Source organism: Pseudofrankia inefficax (assembly GCF_000166135.1).
Taxonomy (GTDB): Bacteria; Actinomycetota; Actinomycetes; order Frankiales; family Frankiaceae; genus Pseudofrankia; species Pseudofrankia inefficax.
Window position 1 is genome coordinate 55,764 of record NC_014666.1, and the last position, 15,525, is coordinate 71,288.

Sequence of the window (15,525 nt, forward strand, 5' to 3'; positions counted from 1 at the left end):
GGAAGAGAGCGAGCTGATGCGCGTCACGATCGTCAGCCAGTACTTCTGGCCGGAGCAGTTCCGCGTCAACGACCTGGCCGTGGGCCTGCGCGAGCGTGGCCATCACGTCACGGTGCTGACCGGCCAGCCGAGCTACCCGCGCCGGGACTCCTTCCCGCGGCGACGACGACCAAGCCGGGAATGGTACGAGGGCGTCGAGGTCGTGCGGGTGCGCCTCGCCTCCCGCGGCAACGGCGAGCCCTGGCGGCTGGCCCTGAACTACCTGAGCTTCGCGGCCAGCGCCAGCGTCCTGGGGGTGCCGCGGCTGCCACCGTCGGACGTGGTGCTCGTCTACCAGATGTCACCGGTGACGACGGCGCTGCCCGCCTTCCTGCTGCGGCGGATCCGCGGTGCCCCGGTGGTGGTGTGGGTCCAGGACCTGTGGCCGCGGACCTTGCGGGCGACCGGCACGATCCGCTCCGAACGGGTGCTGGGCGTCATCGACCGGGTGGTGCGCGCCGGCTATCGGCGGTGCGCCCGGGTGCTCGGGCAGTCGGAGGACTTCCTGCCGCTGCTGCGGGCGGCCGGCGTGCCCGCGGAACGGCTGGACTACCTGCCGAACTGGGCCGAGGGCCAGTACCGCCCCGAGCCGCCGGACGAGGAGGTCCGCCGCGCCGCCGGTATCCCGGACGGCTTCGTCGCGATGTTCGCCGGCAACCTCGGGGTCGCGCAGGCGCTGGAGACGCTGGTCGGCGCGGCCGAGCTCACCCGGGACCGGCCGGAGCTGGCCGACATGCACTGGGTTGTCCTGGGCGACGGCCAGCGCGGCGCGTGGCTGGCGGACGAGGTCCGCCGCCGCGGCCTCACCGGCCGGGTCCACCTGCTCGGCCAGGCCCCGCCGCAGCAGCTGCCGGCGCTGTTCGCGCACGCGGACGTGCTGGTCACGGCCCTGCGCAGGGACTCGGTGTGGGCGCTCACCGTGCCGAGCCGGGTGCAGTCGTTCCTTGCCTGCGGCCGGCCGGTCGTCTCGTCGGCCGACGGCACCACCGGCCGGGTCGTGGCCGCGGCCGGCGGGATCGCGGTGCCGGCCGAGGACCCGGCGGCGCTCGCCGACGCGGTCGCCCAGGTCCACGCGCTCGGGCCGACCGAACGCGCCGCCATGGGCGTCGCGGCGAGGGAGTACTACGTGACGCACTACGAGCGGGCCGCGCTGCTCGACCGGGTCGAGCGGCATCTGCGCGACGCGGCCGGGCTGTCGGCGGCACCCGTCCGGGTGCCGACGCCCGCGCCGGCTCCTACGCGGCCGACCGCCCATGGCGGCCCGGCGGTTCCCGCGCAGCCCTCGGTGGCGGCCGGCGCGGCGGGCTCGGGTGGCCCGGCCAAGGCCAAGCCGGCTGGGCCTGAGGTGCCCGCCGCCGACGTGACGGAGACGGCCTGATGAGAGTGCTCGTGCTCGGTGGTGCGGGGATGCTCGGACATGAGCTGGCCAGCGCGCTCGCCGGTCGCCACGACGTCGGCGTGACCGTCCACGGGCCCAGGCCACCGCGCCGAAGGGACCGGTCTGACCCCTGGGCCGGCGCGCTGCCCGCCAACCGGATCTTCGCCGGCCTGGACGTCCGCTGCCAGGACGACCTCGCCGGGCTGCTCGCCGACTTCCGCCCTGAGGCGGTGGTCAACGCGGTCGGCCTGGTCAAGCAGCGCCCCGAGGGCAGGACGGCGCTGCCCGCTGTCGAGATCAACACCGTGTTCCCGCACCGGCTGGCCCGGCTGTGCCGGATCGCGGGAGTCCGGATGGTGCACGTCAGCTCCGACTGCGTGTTCTCCGGCCGGCGCGGCCGGTACACCGAGGACGACCAGCCGGACCCGGTCGACGTGTACGGCATGTCCAAGCTGCTCGGGGAGATCCGCGAGGCGCCGGTGGTGACCCTGCGGACGTCGATCATCGGCCTCGAGCCGGCCGGCCGAGGGTCGGGCCTGGTGGAGTGGTTCCTCGCCCAGACCGGCCAGGTCTCCGGCTACCGGAGGGCCATCTACACCGGGCTCACCACGATGGAGTTCGCCCGCGTCGTCGACCGGCTGCTGACCAAGCACGAGGACCTCACCGGGCTGTGGCACGTCGCGACGGCCGAGGCGATCACGAAGCACGAGCTGCTGACCCGGCTCGCCGACCGGCTGCGCCGCGCCGGCGGTTCCCGCGCGGTTGCCGAGGTCGTCGCCGCGGAGGGGCCGGCCTGCGACCGGAGCCTGCTGGCCGACCGGTTCGCCGAGGCGACCGGATACACCGCGCCCGGTTGGGACGCGATGCTCGACGAGCTCGTCGAGCGGATCACGCTGCGAGACGACGGAGGTCGCCGTGATGGCTGACAACGGGTTGGACGGCGCCGCGCGGGTCGGCGAGGAGCCGGGTGGGTCCGGGATGCTCACCGGCCGGCGGGCGCCGACGACCGGCGGCCACCTTGACCTGCTGCGATAAGGAGCCGGTATGCAATCGACCTACCAGTGGCCGGCGCGAGTAGCGCCTACCCGGGTCAAGGTGATGGTCATCGTCGGGACCAGACCGGAGGTCATCAAGCTCAGCCGGGTGATCGCCGCGCTGGAGCGGCACGTCGACGTCCGACTGGTCCACTCCGGGCAGAACCACGCCTACGAGCTGGGCCAGATCTTCTTCGACGAGCTGGGCATCCGCCCGCCCGACCACCACCTGGACGCGGTGCTGCCCGGCGCGACGGCGGCGGACACGATCGGCCAGGTGATCGCCAGGGTGGACCGGGTGCTGGCGGCCGAACGCCCCGACGCCGTGCTGCTCTACGGCGACACCAACACCTGCCTGGCGGTGATCCCGGCCAAGCGGCGGCACATCCCGGTGTTCCACATGGAGGCCGGAAACCGCTGCTTCGACGACCGGGTCCCGGAGGAGATCAACCGCAGGCTCGTCGACCACCTCAGTGACGTGAACCTGCCGCTCACGGAGCACGCGCGCCGCCATCTGCTGGCCGAGGGCCTGCCCGCGAACCGGGTGTTCGTGACCGGGTCGCCGATGAAAGAGGTCCTCACCCAGCACTGGGCCCAGATCGAGGGCTCCACGGTCCTTGCCGACCTGGGGCTGACGGTGGGGCGTTTCCTGGTGGTCAGCGCGCATCGCGAGGAGAACGTCGACCATCCCGACCTGCTGCGCGCGCTGCTGGCCACTCTGACGGTGCTGGCCGACCGATTCGACATGCCGGTCGTCGTCTCGACGCACCCGCGGACCCGGGCCCGGCTTGACGAGTTGGGCGCCGACGCGTTCGCGGCCCCCGGCGGCCCCTCGGCGGTCGCCGACCTTGACCCGCGGGTGCGCTTCCTACGGCCGTTCGGGCTGGCGGACTACGTCGCGCTGCAGCGGGGGGCGCACTGCGTGATCTCCGACAGCGGCACGCTCACCGAGGAGGCCGCCCTGCTCGGCTTCCCGGCCGTCATGATCCGAGAGTCGCACGAGCGGCCGGAGGGCTTCGACCACGGTGTGCTGGTGTCCAGCGTGCTGCGGCCGGACCGGGTCCTCGCCGCGGTCGCCGCGGTGACCGACCAGCCGACGGGACAGCGCGGCGGCGGGCAGACCCAGCTCGGCCCGTCCGGGCTTGCGGCTGGTAACTCGGGCCGTGGGCTGCCGCCCGACTACGACGTCGACGACGTCTCCACGCGGGTCCTGCGGATCATCCTGAGCTATGTCGACCAGGTGAACCGGACCGTCTGGCATCGCTCGCCGGCCCCGGTGGCCGTGCCGGCGCCGCGCGCCGCGCTGGAACCCGACGTGGCCCTCACCTCCGGGTGACCGCCGCCGGAGCGTCATGACGGCCCGATCGACCGCCCGACGGCCCGCTGACTCGGCCCCGAAAGGGCCCGCTGTCCGGGTGGCCGGCGATGCCGTGCGGACCGCGCTGCTGCTCGGTCCGGACCATCCGGGTCTGGGTGAGGTCGCCCTCGGCGGGCTGTCCGTCGAGGGCGACGGCGCTCCGACGATGCTCGGTGCCGCGCTGTCGGCTGGCTGGCGGCCGAAGGCGGTGCCGGCGGTCGAGCCGAACGAGGACGGGGCGCTGCTCGCCGTCGGGCCGGCCGGCGCGCTGCTGGCCGTGGCCGACGGCCACAACGGCTCGGCCGCCTCGACCGCCGCGCTGCGGGCCCTCGCGGCGCGGGCCCCGGTGCTGCTCGCGCACCGGACCGGCGACGAGGCAGAGCTCGCGGCCGCCTTCGCCGCTGCGGCGCACGGCGCCGTCGCCCGCCCACCGGCCCCTGGCGGTTCCGAGGCGGGCGCCGAGGGCGAGCCGCGGCCGGCGCGGACGGCGCTGAGCCTGGTCGTCGTGACCGCGGCGGCCTTCGCCGCGGTCGGCTACGGCGACACGACGGCGGCCGTCGTCCGGCGCGGCCGGCTGCACCTGCTGGACGAGCCGAGCGAGTTTCTCGGGCCCACCTCCCCGGCGGATCCACTCGCCGGTCACCCGGTGACCCGCCGTCGCCGCGGGCCCGGTGACCTGCTTGTCGTCGTCTCTGACGGTGTCACCGACTACCTGGGCCGCGCCTTCGGCGCCGCCATCGAGGCGGCCTCGCGGGCCGGCGCCGACGGCGGCCAGCCGGACGCTGCCCGCGCCACCGCCCGATCGCTCATCGCCAGGGCCGGCGCCGCCGGAGCCGGCGACAACCTCACCGCCGCCGTGTTGCTCGCGGCGCGGCCGCGGCGCACCTTCGGCTGGTTCTGACGCCGCGTGGGCACACTAAGTGACATCTCAATAGCGGTGTGTCGCGCTTTCCGGTTCGATGGCGGGTGGATACGGTCTTCTGCGTCATCGTGGCCTTGCGCTGCGTCGGAGGTGCGGCGCGAGGTCAGCCGAACGCCATGTCAAGGAGCCCAAGATGCGGACGGATCGGGTCTGGGCCCCGCCAGCGCACTGGCGGTCGTGCACGGCCGTGGCGCTCGCCGCGTTCGGCCTGGCCGCGGCCGCCGGGTGCGGGTCGCCGGCGACCGAAGCCGGAACGGCCACCGTCACGGCGAGCCGGTCCGACTACCGGCCCGTGGCCCCCCTTCCCGCCCGCGTCCTCCCGGCGACCCTTTCGACCGCTGCCGTCGCTTCCGACGCCGTCGCCACTGAGGCCGCCATTCCCGTCGCCGCCTCGGACGAGGCCGCCGCCGGGGCCCCCAGCGACACAGCGACCGCGGCGGCGGCCGCGTCGCCGTCCGTGGCTCAGACGACCGATCTGTCGCCCCCGGCGGCCGTCGTCGCCGCGGCGCCGGTCTGTCCGCCACGCGGTCTCACCGGCGCGCTCCGCCACACCGAGGGAACCGCCGGCCACGTCTACAACGACCTGGTCCTGCGCAACAAGGGCTCGGTCGCCTGCCGGCTGACCGGCTACCCCGACGTCCGGTTCGTCGACGCGGACGGCGCGGTCTTCGGCGCACCGGCGGACGACACAGACGACGGTCCGGCAACGGCGGTGCTGCTCCCGGCCGGGGGTACCGCGACCGCCATGCTGCGGATCACCCAGGCAGGCATCCAGCGCGGCTGTACCGCCGCGAGCCAGACGAGGCTCGCCGCGGCCCTGCGCGTCACGCCGCCGGATGGCGGAGCCGTGACGTTGTCGGTGCCCCTGTCCGGCGGGATCACGGCCTGCGTGTCGTCCAGCGTCCGCCAGCTCCTCATCGGGCCACTGACCTCGACCTGACCATCGTCCCGCCTGGTGCCTCGGCCGGGACATCGGGCGGCCTATCGAGCCGCGACACGGCCGTGACCTGAGCCAACAGTCGCCCCGTTCCGCACCGTGGCGAGACCTAGGGCCCGGTCGTCAGCGACCATGGTGGATGTGGGGCCGCCCAGTCGCGAAGAGCCGGACCCGACCGGTTCCGAGCCGGCCGGGCCTGGCATCCAGTCCGCCATGGTCGCGCTCATCCAGGACACCCGTGGCGACGGGTCGGCGGTGGTCCGGTACATCCAGTGCGACAACTGCGAGGGGCCGACTCCCCACCACGCCGAGGTGCAGATCTTCTCGGCCACCTCGCGGAACCCGACGTTCGTGGCCTCCCCGCCCGAGGTCGTCTGTGGCGTCTGCGGTTCGGTCCATCCCCGGGTCGTGGGCGACGAGCCGGCCTGTGACACCAGGATCACCTGCGTCGCCCGCCGCGTGCCCCGCCTCCCGTTGGACCGCCTCGGGCTGGACCGCCTCCGGCTGGACCGCTTGCCGCTGGGCCGGCTACGCGACCGCGCCGGCCTGGACCGGCTGCCATTCGGCCGCGTCCTGCCCGACGCGGTCCGCCAGCTCCGGTGGCCTGGCGCCTGCGCCCACCGCTTCCTGGTACCGGCGGCGGCGCCCACCGTCATCTGCCCCCGCTGCTCGAGCACCCAGGCCGGCCCCCCGTACCGCCTCCGCGCCCCCTACCCCGACCAGGAACCCGACCCCAGGAACGCCTGAAGGCGCCCAGCCCCTTGGCAGGCAGCCTCGGCCCCCGTGTCGCCGGAGCCTCCCGCCGCCTTGATCGCCGTTTTCGCCCTCCGGTGGCTATGAAACAGACCCGGCGGCGACCACCAGAGGGCCGAAACGGCGATCAAGGGGACTATGGGAACCGTCGCGTGATGAGTTCGCGGCGGGCCTTTGGCTCTACGGGCGGTCGCCGAGCTGGTTGGTGGTGGCGGTGGCGAGGCGGGTGGCGGCCCTGGTGAGCCAATGTTCGGGTTCGGCTACCGCCGGGGCGACGCCGCCCGCGAGGGTAGCCAGGGCCAGCGCGGTGCGGACCCCGGAGGGGGCGGGTGCGCCTAGCTGGCCGGCGACCAGGAGGACCGGTACGGGGCCGGACGCGCCGGGCCGGGCGGCGGCCAGGCCCAGGACACCGCCGACCACCTTCCCGGTCAGGGAGGTCGCGTCGAAGCGGCCCTCGCCGGTGATGACGAGGTCTGCCTCGGCCAGCGCGTCCGGCAGGCCGGCGTGCTCGGCGACCGTGGCCGCGCCCGGAACCAGCCGAGCGCCCCAGGCGGCGGCCAGACCATAGCCCGTGCCACCCGCCGCTCCCGCTCCCGGCGCGTCGGGAGCGCCGCCGAGCAGGGCGGCCAGCCGGCGCAGGCCCTCGTCGAGTGCCGGGACGTCGGCCTCGGTGGCGCCCTTCTGCGGGCCGAAGACGGCCGCGGCGCCGCGCGGCCCGCACAGCGGCGCGTCGACGTCGGTCAGGCAGAGCACTCCGTCGGGCGGCGGCTTGCGCAGGCCGCCCAGGTCGACGCCCGCCAGGCGGACGAGGGAGCCTCCGCCGGGTGGCAGCGCGGCGCCGGTGGCGTCGAGGAACCGGGCACCCAGCGCCGCGAGCGCGCCGGTGCCGCCGTCGGTCGAGGCGGAGCCGCCGAGGGTGACGATGATCTGGCGGATCCCGGGGTCGTCGAGGGCGGCGGCGAGGAGCTGGCCGAGGCCGACGGTGTGCGCGGCGCGCGCGTCCCGCCGGTCTCCCATCAGCGGCAGCCCGCTGCCCCGGGCCAGCTCGACCACGGCGGTCCCGTCCGGCAGGGCCAGCCATTCGGCGTCGACCAGCTGGCCGCGCGGGCCCGTCACGGTGGCCGGTCGGCGGCGCGCTCCTGGTACGGCGGCGGCGAAGACGTCGAGCGTGCCCTCGCCGCCGTCCGCGATCGGCAGCCGCACGACCTCGTCCGTCGGCCGGACCGAGAGCCAGCCCTCGGCCAGGGCCGCCGCGACCCGGTCGGCCGCCAGCGATCCCTTGAACGAGTCCGGCGCGATGACGACCTTCAGCCTGTCCGCCACCCCGCCATCATGGCGTGGCCCGGCCGGCCAGAGTCGATCGGCGTCAGGGTTGATCGGCTCCCGCGGTCACCCGGCCGGAGCCGCGAGCCAGGCGTCGATGCCGGCCAGGGCCGTTGCCTGGACCTCGGCCGGAGCGGCTCCGCCGGTGACGGAGCTGCGGGCGCACGTGGCGAGCAGCTCGTCGTCGAGGCCGAAGGCGTCTCGGCACAGCTCGTACTCCCGCAGGATGCTCGGCCCGAACAGCAGCGGGTCGTCCGCGTTGATCGAGCAGCGCACGCCGGCGGCCAGCAGCTCCGGCAGCGGGTGTTCGGCCAGCGACGGGACCACGGAGAGCTGCAGGTTCGAGGTCGGGCAGACGTCCAGCACCGTGCCGCGGGCGGCGAGCACCTCGACCAGCGCCGGGTCCTCGACGGCACGGATGCCGTGCTGCAGCCGGTCGGCGAGCAGCACGTCGATCGCGCCGCGGACCGAGGCCGGGCCGTCGAGCTCGCCGGCGTGCGGGGTGGAGAGCAGGCCGGCGTCCTTGGCGTAACGGAACGCGTCGGCGAACGGCTCAGGCGGGTAGCCGTTCTCGTCGTTGTGCAGGCCGAGCGCGACGACGCCCGCGTCCCGGTTGCGGACGGCGAGCTTCGCGACCTCCACGGCCTGTGCCGGCGTGTCGAAGACCCGGTCGACGGCGGCCATCCAGCGGACGGTGACGCCGTGGCGCTCGGCGGCCAGCGCGGAGCGGGCCAGCACGGTTTCCCAGGCGGCCTCGGCGGTCCCGAAGACGTCCAGGTACGGGTACGGGTAGAAGCTCGGCTCCAGGTAGACGACGCCCTCCTGCGCGGCGTCCTCGACGACCTCGTCGACCAGTCGCTCGAAGTCGGCGACCTCGCGGAACATCGGCAGGATTCCGCCGATCACGACGCCGAAGCCGCCGAACTCGGTGAACCCGGTTGTGGGCGGCGTCGGTACGCCGTTGCGCGCGGCGAGGTCCGCCAGCGTCGACGGGCGCATCCCGAGCTCGAAGTGCAGGTGCAGGTGCCCCTTGGGCAGCGCACGCAGGTCACGCATCGCAGTTCACTCCTCACTGGGCCCGCCGCCCTCACTGGGCCCGCCGCGCCGGCCGGGACGCCGCTCCCGGGGTCGCCAGTTCGGGCGGCGCCCGTTCGGCGCCGCCGCGCGGCGGTCTGCCTGCGACGACGGTACGGACGAACCCGACGTCCAGGAAGATCGTCCGTCGGGATTTACCGCCGTGACACACGAGCGGCCGGACCGGCGGTTGGCTCGGGCCCGAAAAAGTGATATCACTTTGATAGTGGCGCGGCCGGACTTGCCGGCGGGGCGGTCCCCGCGCCAGCGAGATCGAAGGAGATGGCCGCTATGAGCAGCGGTGACGCGCCGCGGGAGCCTGAAGGCCCGGTCGGCGCGCAGGTCCGTCCCGAGCTGGATCCCCGAGAGACGATCGACATGCCGGCCCCGCGGGTGGGTGAGCGGGTGATCACCGGGATCTCCGGCGCCGTGGGGTTCTTCGGAACCCTCGGCGCGCTGCTGGTGGCCGCCGGGCTGATCGTGCTGGCCGGCGTGCTGTTCGCGCACGGCGTGGGAGTCGGCGGCACCGTGGCGCTCGTGGTCGGGATCCTGCTCTTCCTCGCGAGCCTGATCTGTTTCGGCGGGCTGACGGCCGTCGCCCCGGGCCAGGCGCGGGTCGTGACCTTCTACGGCCGCTACGTGGGGACGATCCGCCACACCGGCCTGCGCTGGGTGAACCCGCTGACGAGTCGGCGGCGGGTCTCGACCCGGATCCGGAACCACGAGACCGGCGTCGCGAAGGTCAACGACGCCGACGGCAACCCGATCGAGATCTCCGCGGTGGTGGTCTGGCAGGTCGCGGACACCGCGCAGGCGGTCTTCGAGGTGGACGACTTCATCGAGTTCGTCGCGATCCAGACCGAGACCGCCGTGCGGCACGTCGCGACGCGTTACCCGTACGACGCGCACGAGACGGGGCAGATGTCCCTGCGCGAGAACGCCGACGAGATCACGGCCATGCTCTCGGTGGAGATCGCCGCGCGGGTCGCCTCGGCCGGGGTCCACGTCATCGAGTCGAGGATCACCCGGCTGGCGTATGCCCCAGAGATCGCCCAGGCCATGCTGCGCCGCCAGCAGGCGAACGCGGTCGTCGCGGCCCGGGCCCGGATCGTCGAGGGCGCCGTCGGCATGGTGGAGGCGGCGCTGGCTCGACTGGAAAGCCGGGACGTCGTCGAGCTGGACGAGGAGCGGAAGGCGACGATGGTCAGCAACCTGCTGGTGGTCCTGTGTAGCGAGCAGTCGACCCAGCCGGTCGTGAACGCCGGGTCGCTCTACCACTAGTCCGGCCCATGACGGAACGTAAGAAGATCCTGCTGCGGCTTGATCCGGCGGTGCACGACGCACTGGCCCGGTGGGCCGGCGACGAGCTGCGCAGCACGAACGCCCAGATCGAGTTCCTGCTGCGCGGCGCGCTGGCCTCCGCCGGCCGGCTCCCGTCCGCCGTCGGACGGATGCCGCGGCGCGGCCGCCCGCCCGCCGCCGAGGCCGACGGCGCACGGGAACCCGACCCAGTCCTCGCACCCGACCCAGTCCTCGGAGCTGACGACACCGAGGCGCCGGACGAGATCACGGACGAGGCGCCCGACGACGGCGCCGGCGAGACCCCGCCCGGCCGCGAGCCCACGCCGGATGCCTGAGGGTGGCCCGTCGCGTCCGTGGCGCACATCCGAACCCGAACCCCTGAACGGCCGGACCATCCCGTGGCCCGGACCTCGTGTCCGAGAGGAGCAGGCCGTGGAGCTGCCCGACTCACTGCCGGCCCAGCTGTACCTGCTGACCTACAACCCCGAGAGCGAACGGATGGCCGGCCGGCACAGGTCCGGCTACCTGGGCCCCGGCCTGCGCGCGGCCGCCGTGCTGGAGCTGGAACGGCGCGGGCGGGTCGCCGTGGCCGACGGAAAGGTCGTGCCGGTCGCCCCTGAGCGGCGCCCGGCGGTGGCGGCCGGGCCCGGCGTGGCCATGCTTCCCGACGATCCGATCCTGACGCGGGTGCTCGACCAGATCGAGGGCTCGGGGCGCCATCGGTCCCTGCGGCACTGGATCGCGAAGGACAACCGGGTCACGACCCGGTGCGCCCGCGACTACCTGGAGGCGGGTCGCTGGCTACGCGTCGACCGGTACCGGGTGATCGGGCTGATCCCGCGCACGAGCGTGACCGTGCGCGACACCAGGCTGGTCCGGAAGCTGATCGGCGACGTGCGTCAGACGTTGGTAGGCGCGGCGCCGGCCGCCCGGGTCGCCGACCGCGACCGCCAGCTCGCCGCCCTCGGCGTGCTCGCCGAGATGGGCGTCCTGTTCTCCAGGCGGGAGCGGCGCGCCCACCGGGACCGGGCGCGCGAGCTCGTGGCGGACCTCGGGCCGGTCGGCGAGGCGCTGCGCAAGGTCGTCCGTGACCAGAAGGCCGACGCGGCCGCCGCTGCCGCCACCAGCGGAGGCTGAGACGAGCCTTCGTCTGACGGGTCGACGCGCACGTCAGACGGCCTCGCCGACGGCGGCGGCAGCGGCAGCGGCGGGCGAGGCGTCGCCGCCGGGCGGGGCGTCGAGCCAGCGGGTCCGCAGCACCGGGACCCCGGCCAGCAGGACGACGGCGAGCAGGGCGAAGGCGGCGGCCGGATGGTGCAGCAGGCCCTGGACCGCGAGCGACACCACGACGCCGCCCGCGTTGCCGGCGAGCCAGACCAGGGCGGCGAGGGTCGCCACGTCGCCACCCGGGCGGTTCTCGGCGACCTCCAGCAGGATCGGCAGGTCGGCGAGCAGCAGCAGCCCCATCAGGCAGACCGCGACCGCGGCCGTCGTCACGCCGGGAGCGACGGCCAGCACGGCGCAGCCGACCACCGTCACCCCGACCGACAGCCGGATCACCTCCGTGCGCCGACCGCGCCGGGCGGCCCAGGCCGGCAGTACGGCGGAGCCGGCCGTGCCGGCGGCCACCATCCCGATCAGGAGCGCCCCGGCCACGCCGGTGGAGACTCCGGCCGGCTTGAGCAGGGCCTGCAGCCAGGTCGTCAGCGCGATGAACACGCCGAAGCCAAGCGTGACGATCGTGACCAGCCGGCGGACGACCTCGTCGGCCCACAGCCGCCGGACCGCGCCGCGCGCGGCCGCCTCGCCGGGGACGAGCTCGCCGTCCCCGGCAACGGCGCCGGCGCCGGCGGCGGCGGCGAACGGTCCCGGGCGGCGCAACGCGAACAGCACGGCCACCGTCGCGACCACGGTGAGCGCGGCCTGGACGGCGAGCAGCGCCGTCATCCGGCTGGCGCCGACCGCGGCACCGAGCACGAACGCGGCGATCATGCCGACGAACAGGGAGGCCGAGCCGAGCGCGATCCCCGCGGCCCGGTGCCGGTGGGCGAGGTAGCCGCCGGCCAGCGCCGTGACCGCGTTCAGCACCAGCGGCTGGGCGACGGCGACCAGCAACTGGCCGGCGATCGCGACGCCGAACCCGCCGCCGGCCAGCCGGACGAGGCCACCGGCCGCGGTGAGCACAGCGCCGACAGCCAGCCATGTCCGCATCGACCGGTCGAGCAGCCGGCCGGCGGGAATCCCCAGCACGACGTACAGCAGCGGGAACACGTTCGCCAGCCAGCCGATCGCGCCCTCGGAGACGCCGTAGTGCTGGGCCGCGTCGGTGGTGATCGGCGCGAACGTCAGCCAGAGCAGCTGGGTGCAGGCGGCGATCGCCGCGTAGCTCGCCAGCGCTCCCCACCGGCTTGCCGACCCGTCGCCGCCCGTGGCCTGCTGGTTCGTCAACGCGCCTCCCGCACCGCCGTCGTGGCTGCCAGGATGGCTGGCTCGGTCGAAAGCGGTCAATCTGGCCTGATCGACGGCCGGATGGGCGGGGTGACAGGCTAGGCGGGTGCGTGTGGTGCTTGCTGAGGATCTGGCTCTGCTGCGGGATGGACTGATCAGGCTGCTGACGGCCTTCGACTTCGAGGTGGTCGAGTCCGTCGACAACGGGCCGGCGCTGCTGCGCGCGCTGGTCACCCACCGGCCGGACGTCGCCGTCGTGGACGTCCGGCTGCCGCCGACGTTCACCGACGAGGGCCTGCTGGCCGCGATCGAGGCCCGCGGCCAGGTCCCGGGGCTGCCGGTACTGGTCCTGTCCCAGGACGTCCAGCCGGTCTATGCCCGCGAGCTGCTCTCGAGCCCCGGCGGCGGGGTCGGCTACCTGCTCAAGGACCGGGTCGGCGACGTCGGCCAGTTCGTGGACTCGGTGCGCCGGGTCGCGGCTGGCGGATCCGCGATGGACCCGGAGGTCGTGGCCGAGCTACTGACCAGGCGATCCCGGGACCAGCCGCTGCAGGCGCTGACGGCCCGCGAGCGCGAGGTGCTCGGGCTGATGGCCGAGGGACGGTCGAACGCGGCCATCGCCGGCCGGCTGTTCATCACCGAGAAGGCGGTCGGCAAGCACACGAACAACATCTTCGCGAAGCTGAGCCTGCCGCCTTCCGCGGACGACAACCGCCGGGTTCTCGCGGTCTTGGCCTACCTGAACTCCTAGGCCTGGTCAGGCGTAGGCCTGGTCAGGCGCCCTCCGCCAGGACCAGCAGGGAGGAGCCGCCGAGCACCCGGGCCGCCAGGTCGGGGTTCAGCCGGTGGGCGACCTGGCGGGGCACCCGGGCGACCCGGCGCCGGCCCGAGACGGCGAGCTCGACGCCACCGCGGGTGTAGGCCTCGTCGATCACCCGGTAGCCGGCGTCCGCCAGCGTGGCGAGCGCGGTCTCGCGGCTGAAGTAGTGCAGGTGGCCGACGCCGCGGCGCGCGCCCAGCAGTGGCTTCGCCCGCAGCACCGTCTGCACCGACATGTCCAGCGGTATGTGGAAGACGAAGACACCCGCGCGGTCGCGGAAGCTTCGCAGGAATCCGAGATAGTCCTCGACGTGCTCAAAGACGTCGACCATCATCAGCAGGTCGAAATACTCGTCCGACGCACGTGCGTCGCCAGTGACGAGCTCGACACCCTCGCCGGTGTCCTCATTGAGCCCTAGCGGCGCCGCCGCGATGTCGAAACCGACCATCCGGGGTGTTCCAGGAAGATGGTGCGACAACTCGCGCAGCACCCTTCCGGTGCCGCAGCCGACATCGCAGACGGAGTTTGGGCGCAGGTTGTTCCGCTCCAGTATCCGGGCAATCTGGAGTGCTTTCCAGGCACCGTCGCCGTCGTGCCGGCCCGGGTTCAGGCCCAGATATTCCCCCGACGTGTAGAGGTCCTTCGTACCAGTCACGTGATGCTCCATCCACGATCGGGGCCGGTCACGGCCCGACGGCGAGATCGGGAGTCGGCCGCTCGCCCGTGATTGCTCCACCGGCGTCGGCCCAGAATTTAGTGTCCCTTCTGCCCGCTGTCACCGACCGTGGCCCGAGGTCGCCATGGTTGTGCAGATCAATGCCGCCAGCCGGCCCGGGCAGAACGAGGCGCGCGCCCCGCTGGCAAATGGAAAACGAACTCTGGTGAGGACTTACCGGTGGAAAAAAGAAGGCGGACAGTCCGATTGGTGACCCATGGGCCGACCCGCCGGGAAATCAACGTCACCGGTGCCCGCGGAACGGCGTTCAAAATGCTGGCCCGTGATCACGTCGAGCGCGGCCTGACCGGGTATCGGTCAGAAGGACTCGAATTTCACCGGCCGCCGCGGCGCGCCGGGCGCACGGCAGCCCGCCGAGTGCGCCGCGTCCGGTTCGGCGTCGGAGGTGCCGTGTGCCCGCCAGGCGTCGATGCCTCAGACCGAGCGGTTCATGCCGGTGAGGATGTAGCCGATCTTCAGCCAGGTCTGCCGGCCGACGACGCCGTCGACCCCGATCGGGCCGTAGTACGGCGAGTTCAGCCGCTGCAGCGAACCGACCCGGGCGAGGGTCGCCGGGCCGAAGCTGCCGTCCGGGACGAGCCGGTTCGGGTCGCCGGTCGGAGCCTCGTGGCCGAAGATGATGTTCAGCGCGTTCTGCAGCGTGACGACGGCCGAGCCCTTGCTGCCGCTGCGCAGCGTCGGCATGTTGACGTAGCGCTGCTGGGCCTGGGACGGGTTGGGCGTGGGCGGCGGGGTGCCGTTCAGCGCCAGCGCGGCCGAGAGGACGTCCTGGCGCCGGTTGGCGCGGATGTCGCCGGGGCAGGAATGGCCGCCCCAGGCTGTGCCGCCCATCCGGTGCGTCCCGATGCCGTACCCGTCGACGCTGTCGGTGATCTCGGCTTTCCAGCCGAACTCGGTCATGCCCCAGGCGTAGAACTCGGCGAGCCGCTGGACCTGGATCGGCGAGTAGTCCTCGGTGTCGAAGCCCTCGCACTCCACCGAGATCCAGTACGGGTTGCCGGCCGCCTCGGCCCAGGCCTTGTCGGCGAGGTCGACGTACTGTTCCCAGCCGCCGCCCTTGGACAGCCACAGATGGCTGGAGACCTGGGTGCTCGGGGTGTTGAACATGCCGTAGAGCGAGCCGTTGCCCTGCTGGACGTGCGGGATGAGGCCCCGCGTTGGCTCGATCATGGTGCCGGACGTGTTGACGACGGGGCGCCAGGTGGCCGACGGATAACGGGTGGCGGCCATGTCACCGCCCCCGACGGCCGGTCCGGGCCGTCAACCCGAGGCTGCCGGCGCCCGCGTCGTGCGCGCGGAAGTTGCCCATTATGTCCATTTCTGACCCCTGTTTTGCCGGAGAGCCTCCGCCATTCACGCGGTCCCAGGTGACCTCGGGCCGCGTCCGGGGTGGCGGCGGGAG

15 protein-coding genes are annotated in these 15,525 nt (G+C 73.9%); 10 read left to right on the plus strand and 5 right to left on the minus strand.

Annotated features, from left to right (window positions below):
- Positions 1–16: 16 nt before the first annotated feature.
- From FRAEUI1C_RS00250 to FRAEUI1C_RS00275, 6 genes are all read left to right on the plus strand, one after another.
- Complete coding sequence (locus FRAEUI1C_RS00250) at positions 17–1,417, plus strand: glycosyltransferase family 4 protein (protein ID WP_013421260.1); 1,401 nt, start codon at positions 17–19, stop codon at positions 1,415–1,417.
- Complete coding sequence (locus tag FRAEUI1C_RS00255; RefSeq protein ID WP_013421261.1) at positions 1,417–2,343, plus strand: SDR family oxidoreductase; 927 nt, start codon at positions 1,417–1,419, stop codon at positions 2,341–2,343. The genes FRAEUI1C_RS00250 and FRAEUI1C_RS00255 overlap by 1 nt, the downstream gene beginning before the upstream one ends.
- Before the next feature lie 118 nt (positions 2,344–2,461).
- On the plus strand, positions 2,462–3,787 hold the full coding sequence (gene wecB, locus FRAEUI1C_RS00260) for a non-hydrolyzing UDP-N-acetylglucosamine 2-epimerase (RefSeq protein WP_013421263.1): 1,326 nt from the start codon (positions 2,462–2,464) through the stop codon (positions 3,785–3,787).
- Between the two features lie 79 nt (positions 3,788–3,866).
- A complete protein-coding gene (locus tag FRAEUI1C_RS00265) occupies positions 3,867–4,709 on the plus strand; it encodes a protein phosphatase 2C domain-containing protein (protein ID WP_041258614.1) in 843 nt (280 codons plus the stop codon).
- A gap of 154 nt (positions 4,710–4,863) precedes the next feature.
- Positions 4,864–5,670: a DUF4232 domain-containing protein gene (locus tag FRAEUI1C_RS35765; protein ID WP_013421265.1), complete on the plus strand. Its 807-nt coding sequence runs from the start codon at positions 4,864–4,866 to the stop codon at positions 5,668–5,670.
- Between the two features lie 129 nt (positions 5,671–5,799).
- Positions 5,800–6,414 carry a hypothetical protein gene (locus tag FRAEUI1C_RS00275; protein ID WP_013421266.1) on the plus strand — a complete coding sequence of 205 codons (615 nt, stop codon included), beginning with the start codon at positions 5,800–5,802 and terminating at the stop codon, positions 6,412–6,414.
- A 186-nt stretch (positions 6,415–6,600) separates the two neighbouring features.
- Here FRAEUI1C_RS00275 and FRAEUI1C_RS00280 read toward each other — a convergent pair whose 3' ends face one another.
- A complete protein-coding gene (locus tag FRAEUI1C_RS00280; RefSeq protein WP_013421267.1) occupies positions 6,601–7,743 on the minus strand; it encodes a glycerate kinase in 1,143 nt (380 codons plus the stop codon).
- A 66-nt stretch (positions 7,744–7,809) separates the two neighbouring features.
- The gene (gene add / locus FRAEUI1C_RS00285; RefSeq protein WP_013421268.1) at positions 7,810–8,799 is read right to left on the minus strand and encodes an adenosine deaminase; all 990 of its coding nucleotides are present in this window, start codon (positions 8,797–8,799) and stop codon (positions 7,810–7,812) included.
- A 309-nt stretch (positions 8,800–9,108) separates the two neighbouring features.
- On the opposite strand from add, the gene FRAEUI1C_RS00290 reads away from it, so the two are divergent.
- The 3 genes from FRAEUI1C_RS00290 (at position 9,109) to FRAEUI1C_RS00300 (ending at position 11,256) form a co-directional block, all read left to right on the plus strand.
- Positions 9,109–10,098: an SPFH domain-containing protein gene (locus FRAEUI1C_RS00290; protein WP_013421269.1), complete on the plus strand. Its 990-nt coding sequence runs from the start codon at positions 9,109–9,111 to the stop codon at positions 10,096–10,098.
- Positions 10,099–10,106: 8 nt separating this feature from the next.
- A complete protein-coding gene (locus tag FRAEUI1C_RS40635; protein ID WP_013421270.1) occupies positions 10,107–10,454 on the plus strand; it encodes a type II toxin-antitoxin system antitoxin in 348 nt (115 codons plus the stop codon).
- A gap of 97 nt (positions 10,455–10,551) precedes the next feature.
- Positions 10,552–11,256, plus strand: a complete 705-nt coding sequence (locus FRAEUI1C_RS00300; RefSeq protein ID WP_013421271.1) for a GOLPH3/VPS74 family protein — start codon at positions 10,552–10,554, stop codon at positions 11,254–11,256.
- Between the two features lie 33 nt (positions 11,257–11,289).
- Here the strand turns inward: FRAEUI1C_RS00300 and FRAEUI1C_RS00305 are convergent, their stop codons facing one another.
- Positions 11,290–12,567 (minus strand): MFS transporter, encoded by a 1,278-nt coding sequence (locus FRAEUI1C_RS00305; RefSeq protein ID WP_013421272.1) that lies wholly within the window; start codon positions 12,565–12,567, stop codon positions 11,290–11,292.
- Positions 12,568–12,673: 106 nt separating this feature from the next.
- On the opposite strand from FRAEUI1C_RS00305, the gene FRAEUI1C_RS00310 reads away from it, so the two are divergent.
- Positions 12,674–13,318, plus strand: a complete 645-nt coding sequence (locus tag FRAEUI1C_RS00310; RefSeq protein ID WP_041258617.1) for a LuxR C-terminal-related transcriptional regulator — start codon at positions 12,674–12,676, stop codon at positions 13,316–13,318.
- A 22-nt stretch (positions 13,319–13,340) separates the two neighbouring features.
- Here the strand turns inward: FRAEUI1C_RS00310 and FRAEUI1C_RS00315 are convergent, their stop codons facing one another.
- Both FRAEUI1C_RS00315 and FRAEUI1C_RS00320 read right to left on the minus strand, forming a co-directional pair.
- On the minus strand, positions 13,341–14,042 hold the full coding sequence (locus FRAEUI1C_RS00315; RefSeq protein ID WP_013421274.1) for a class I SAM-dependent methyltransferase: 702 nt from the start codon (positions 14,040–14,042) through the stop codon (positions 13,341–13,343).
- Positions 14,043–14,537: 495 nt separating this feature from the next.
- Positions 14,538–15,353, minus strand: coding sequence for a peptidoglycan recognition protein family protein (locus FRAEUI1C_RS00320; protein ID WP_013421275.1), 816 nt, complete (start codon positions 15,351–15,353; stop codon positions 14,538–14,540).
- Between the last annotated feature and the right edge of the window lie 172 nt (positions 15,354–15,525).

What these genes read in the sequence shown, in the direction of transcription:
- FRAEUI1C_RS35765 (WP_013421265.1), top strand. Translation starts at nt 4,864, where the DNA reads ATGCGGACGGATCGGGTCTGGGCCCCGCCAGCGCACTGGCGGTCGTGC.
- FRAEUI1C_RS40635 (WP_013421270.1), top strand. Translation starts at nt 10,107, where the DNA reads ATGACGGAACGTAAGAAGATCCTGCTGCGGCTTGATCCGGCGGTGCAC.
- FRAEUI1C_RS00275 (WP_013421266.1), top strand. Translation starts at nt 5,800, where the DNA reads ATGGTGGATGTGGGGCCGCCCAGTCGCGAAGAGCCGGACCCGACCGGT.
- FRAEUI1C_RS00290 (WP_013421269.1), top strand. Translation starts at nt 9,109, where the DNA reads ATGAGCAGCGGTGACGCGCCGCGGGAGCCTGAAGGCCCGGTCGGCGCG.
- add (WP_013421268.1), bottom strand. Translation starts at nt 8,799, where the DNA reads ATGCGTGACCTGCGTGCGCTGCCCAAGGGGCACCTGCACCTGCACTTC.
- FRAEUI1C_RS00255 (WP_013421261.1), top strand. Translation starts at nt 1,417, where the DNA reads ATGAGAGTGCTCGTGCTCGGTGGTGCGGGGATGCTCGGACATGAGCTG.
- FRAEUI1C_RS00250 (WP_013421260.1), top strand. Translation starts at nt 17, where the DNA reads ATGCGCGTCACGATCGTCAGCCAGTACTTCTGGCCGGAGCAGTTCCGC.
- wecB (WP_013421263.1), top strand. Translation starts at nt 2,462, where the DNA reads ATGCAATCGACCTACCAGTGGCCGGCGCGAGTAGCGCCTACCCGGGTC.
- FRAEUI1C_RS00320 (WP_013421275.1), bottom strand. Translation starts at nt 15,353, where the DNA reads ATGGCCGCCACCCGTTATCCGTCGGCCACCTGGCGCCCCGTCGTCAAC.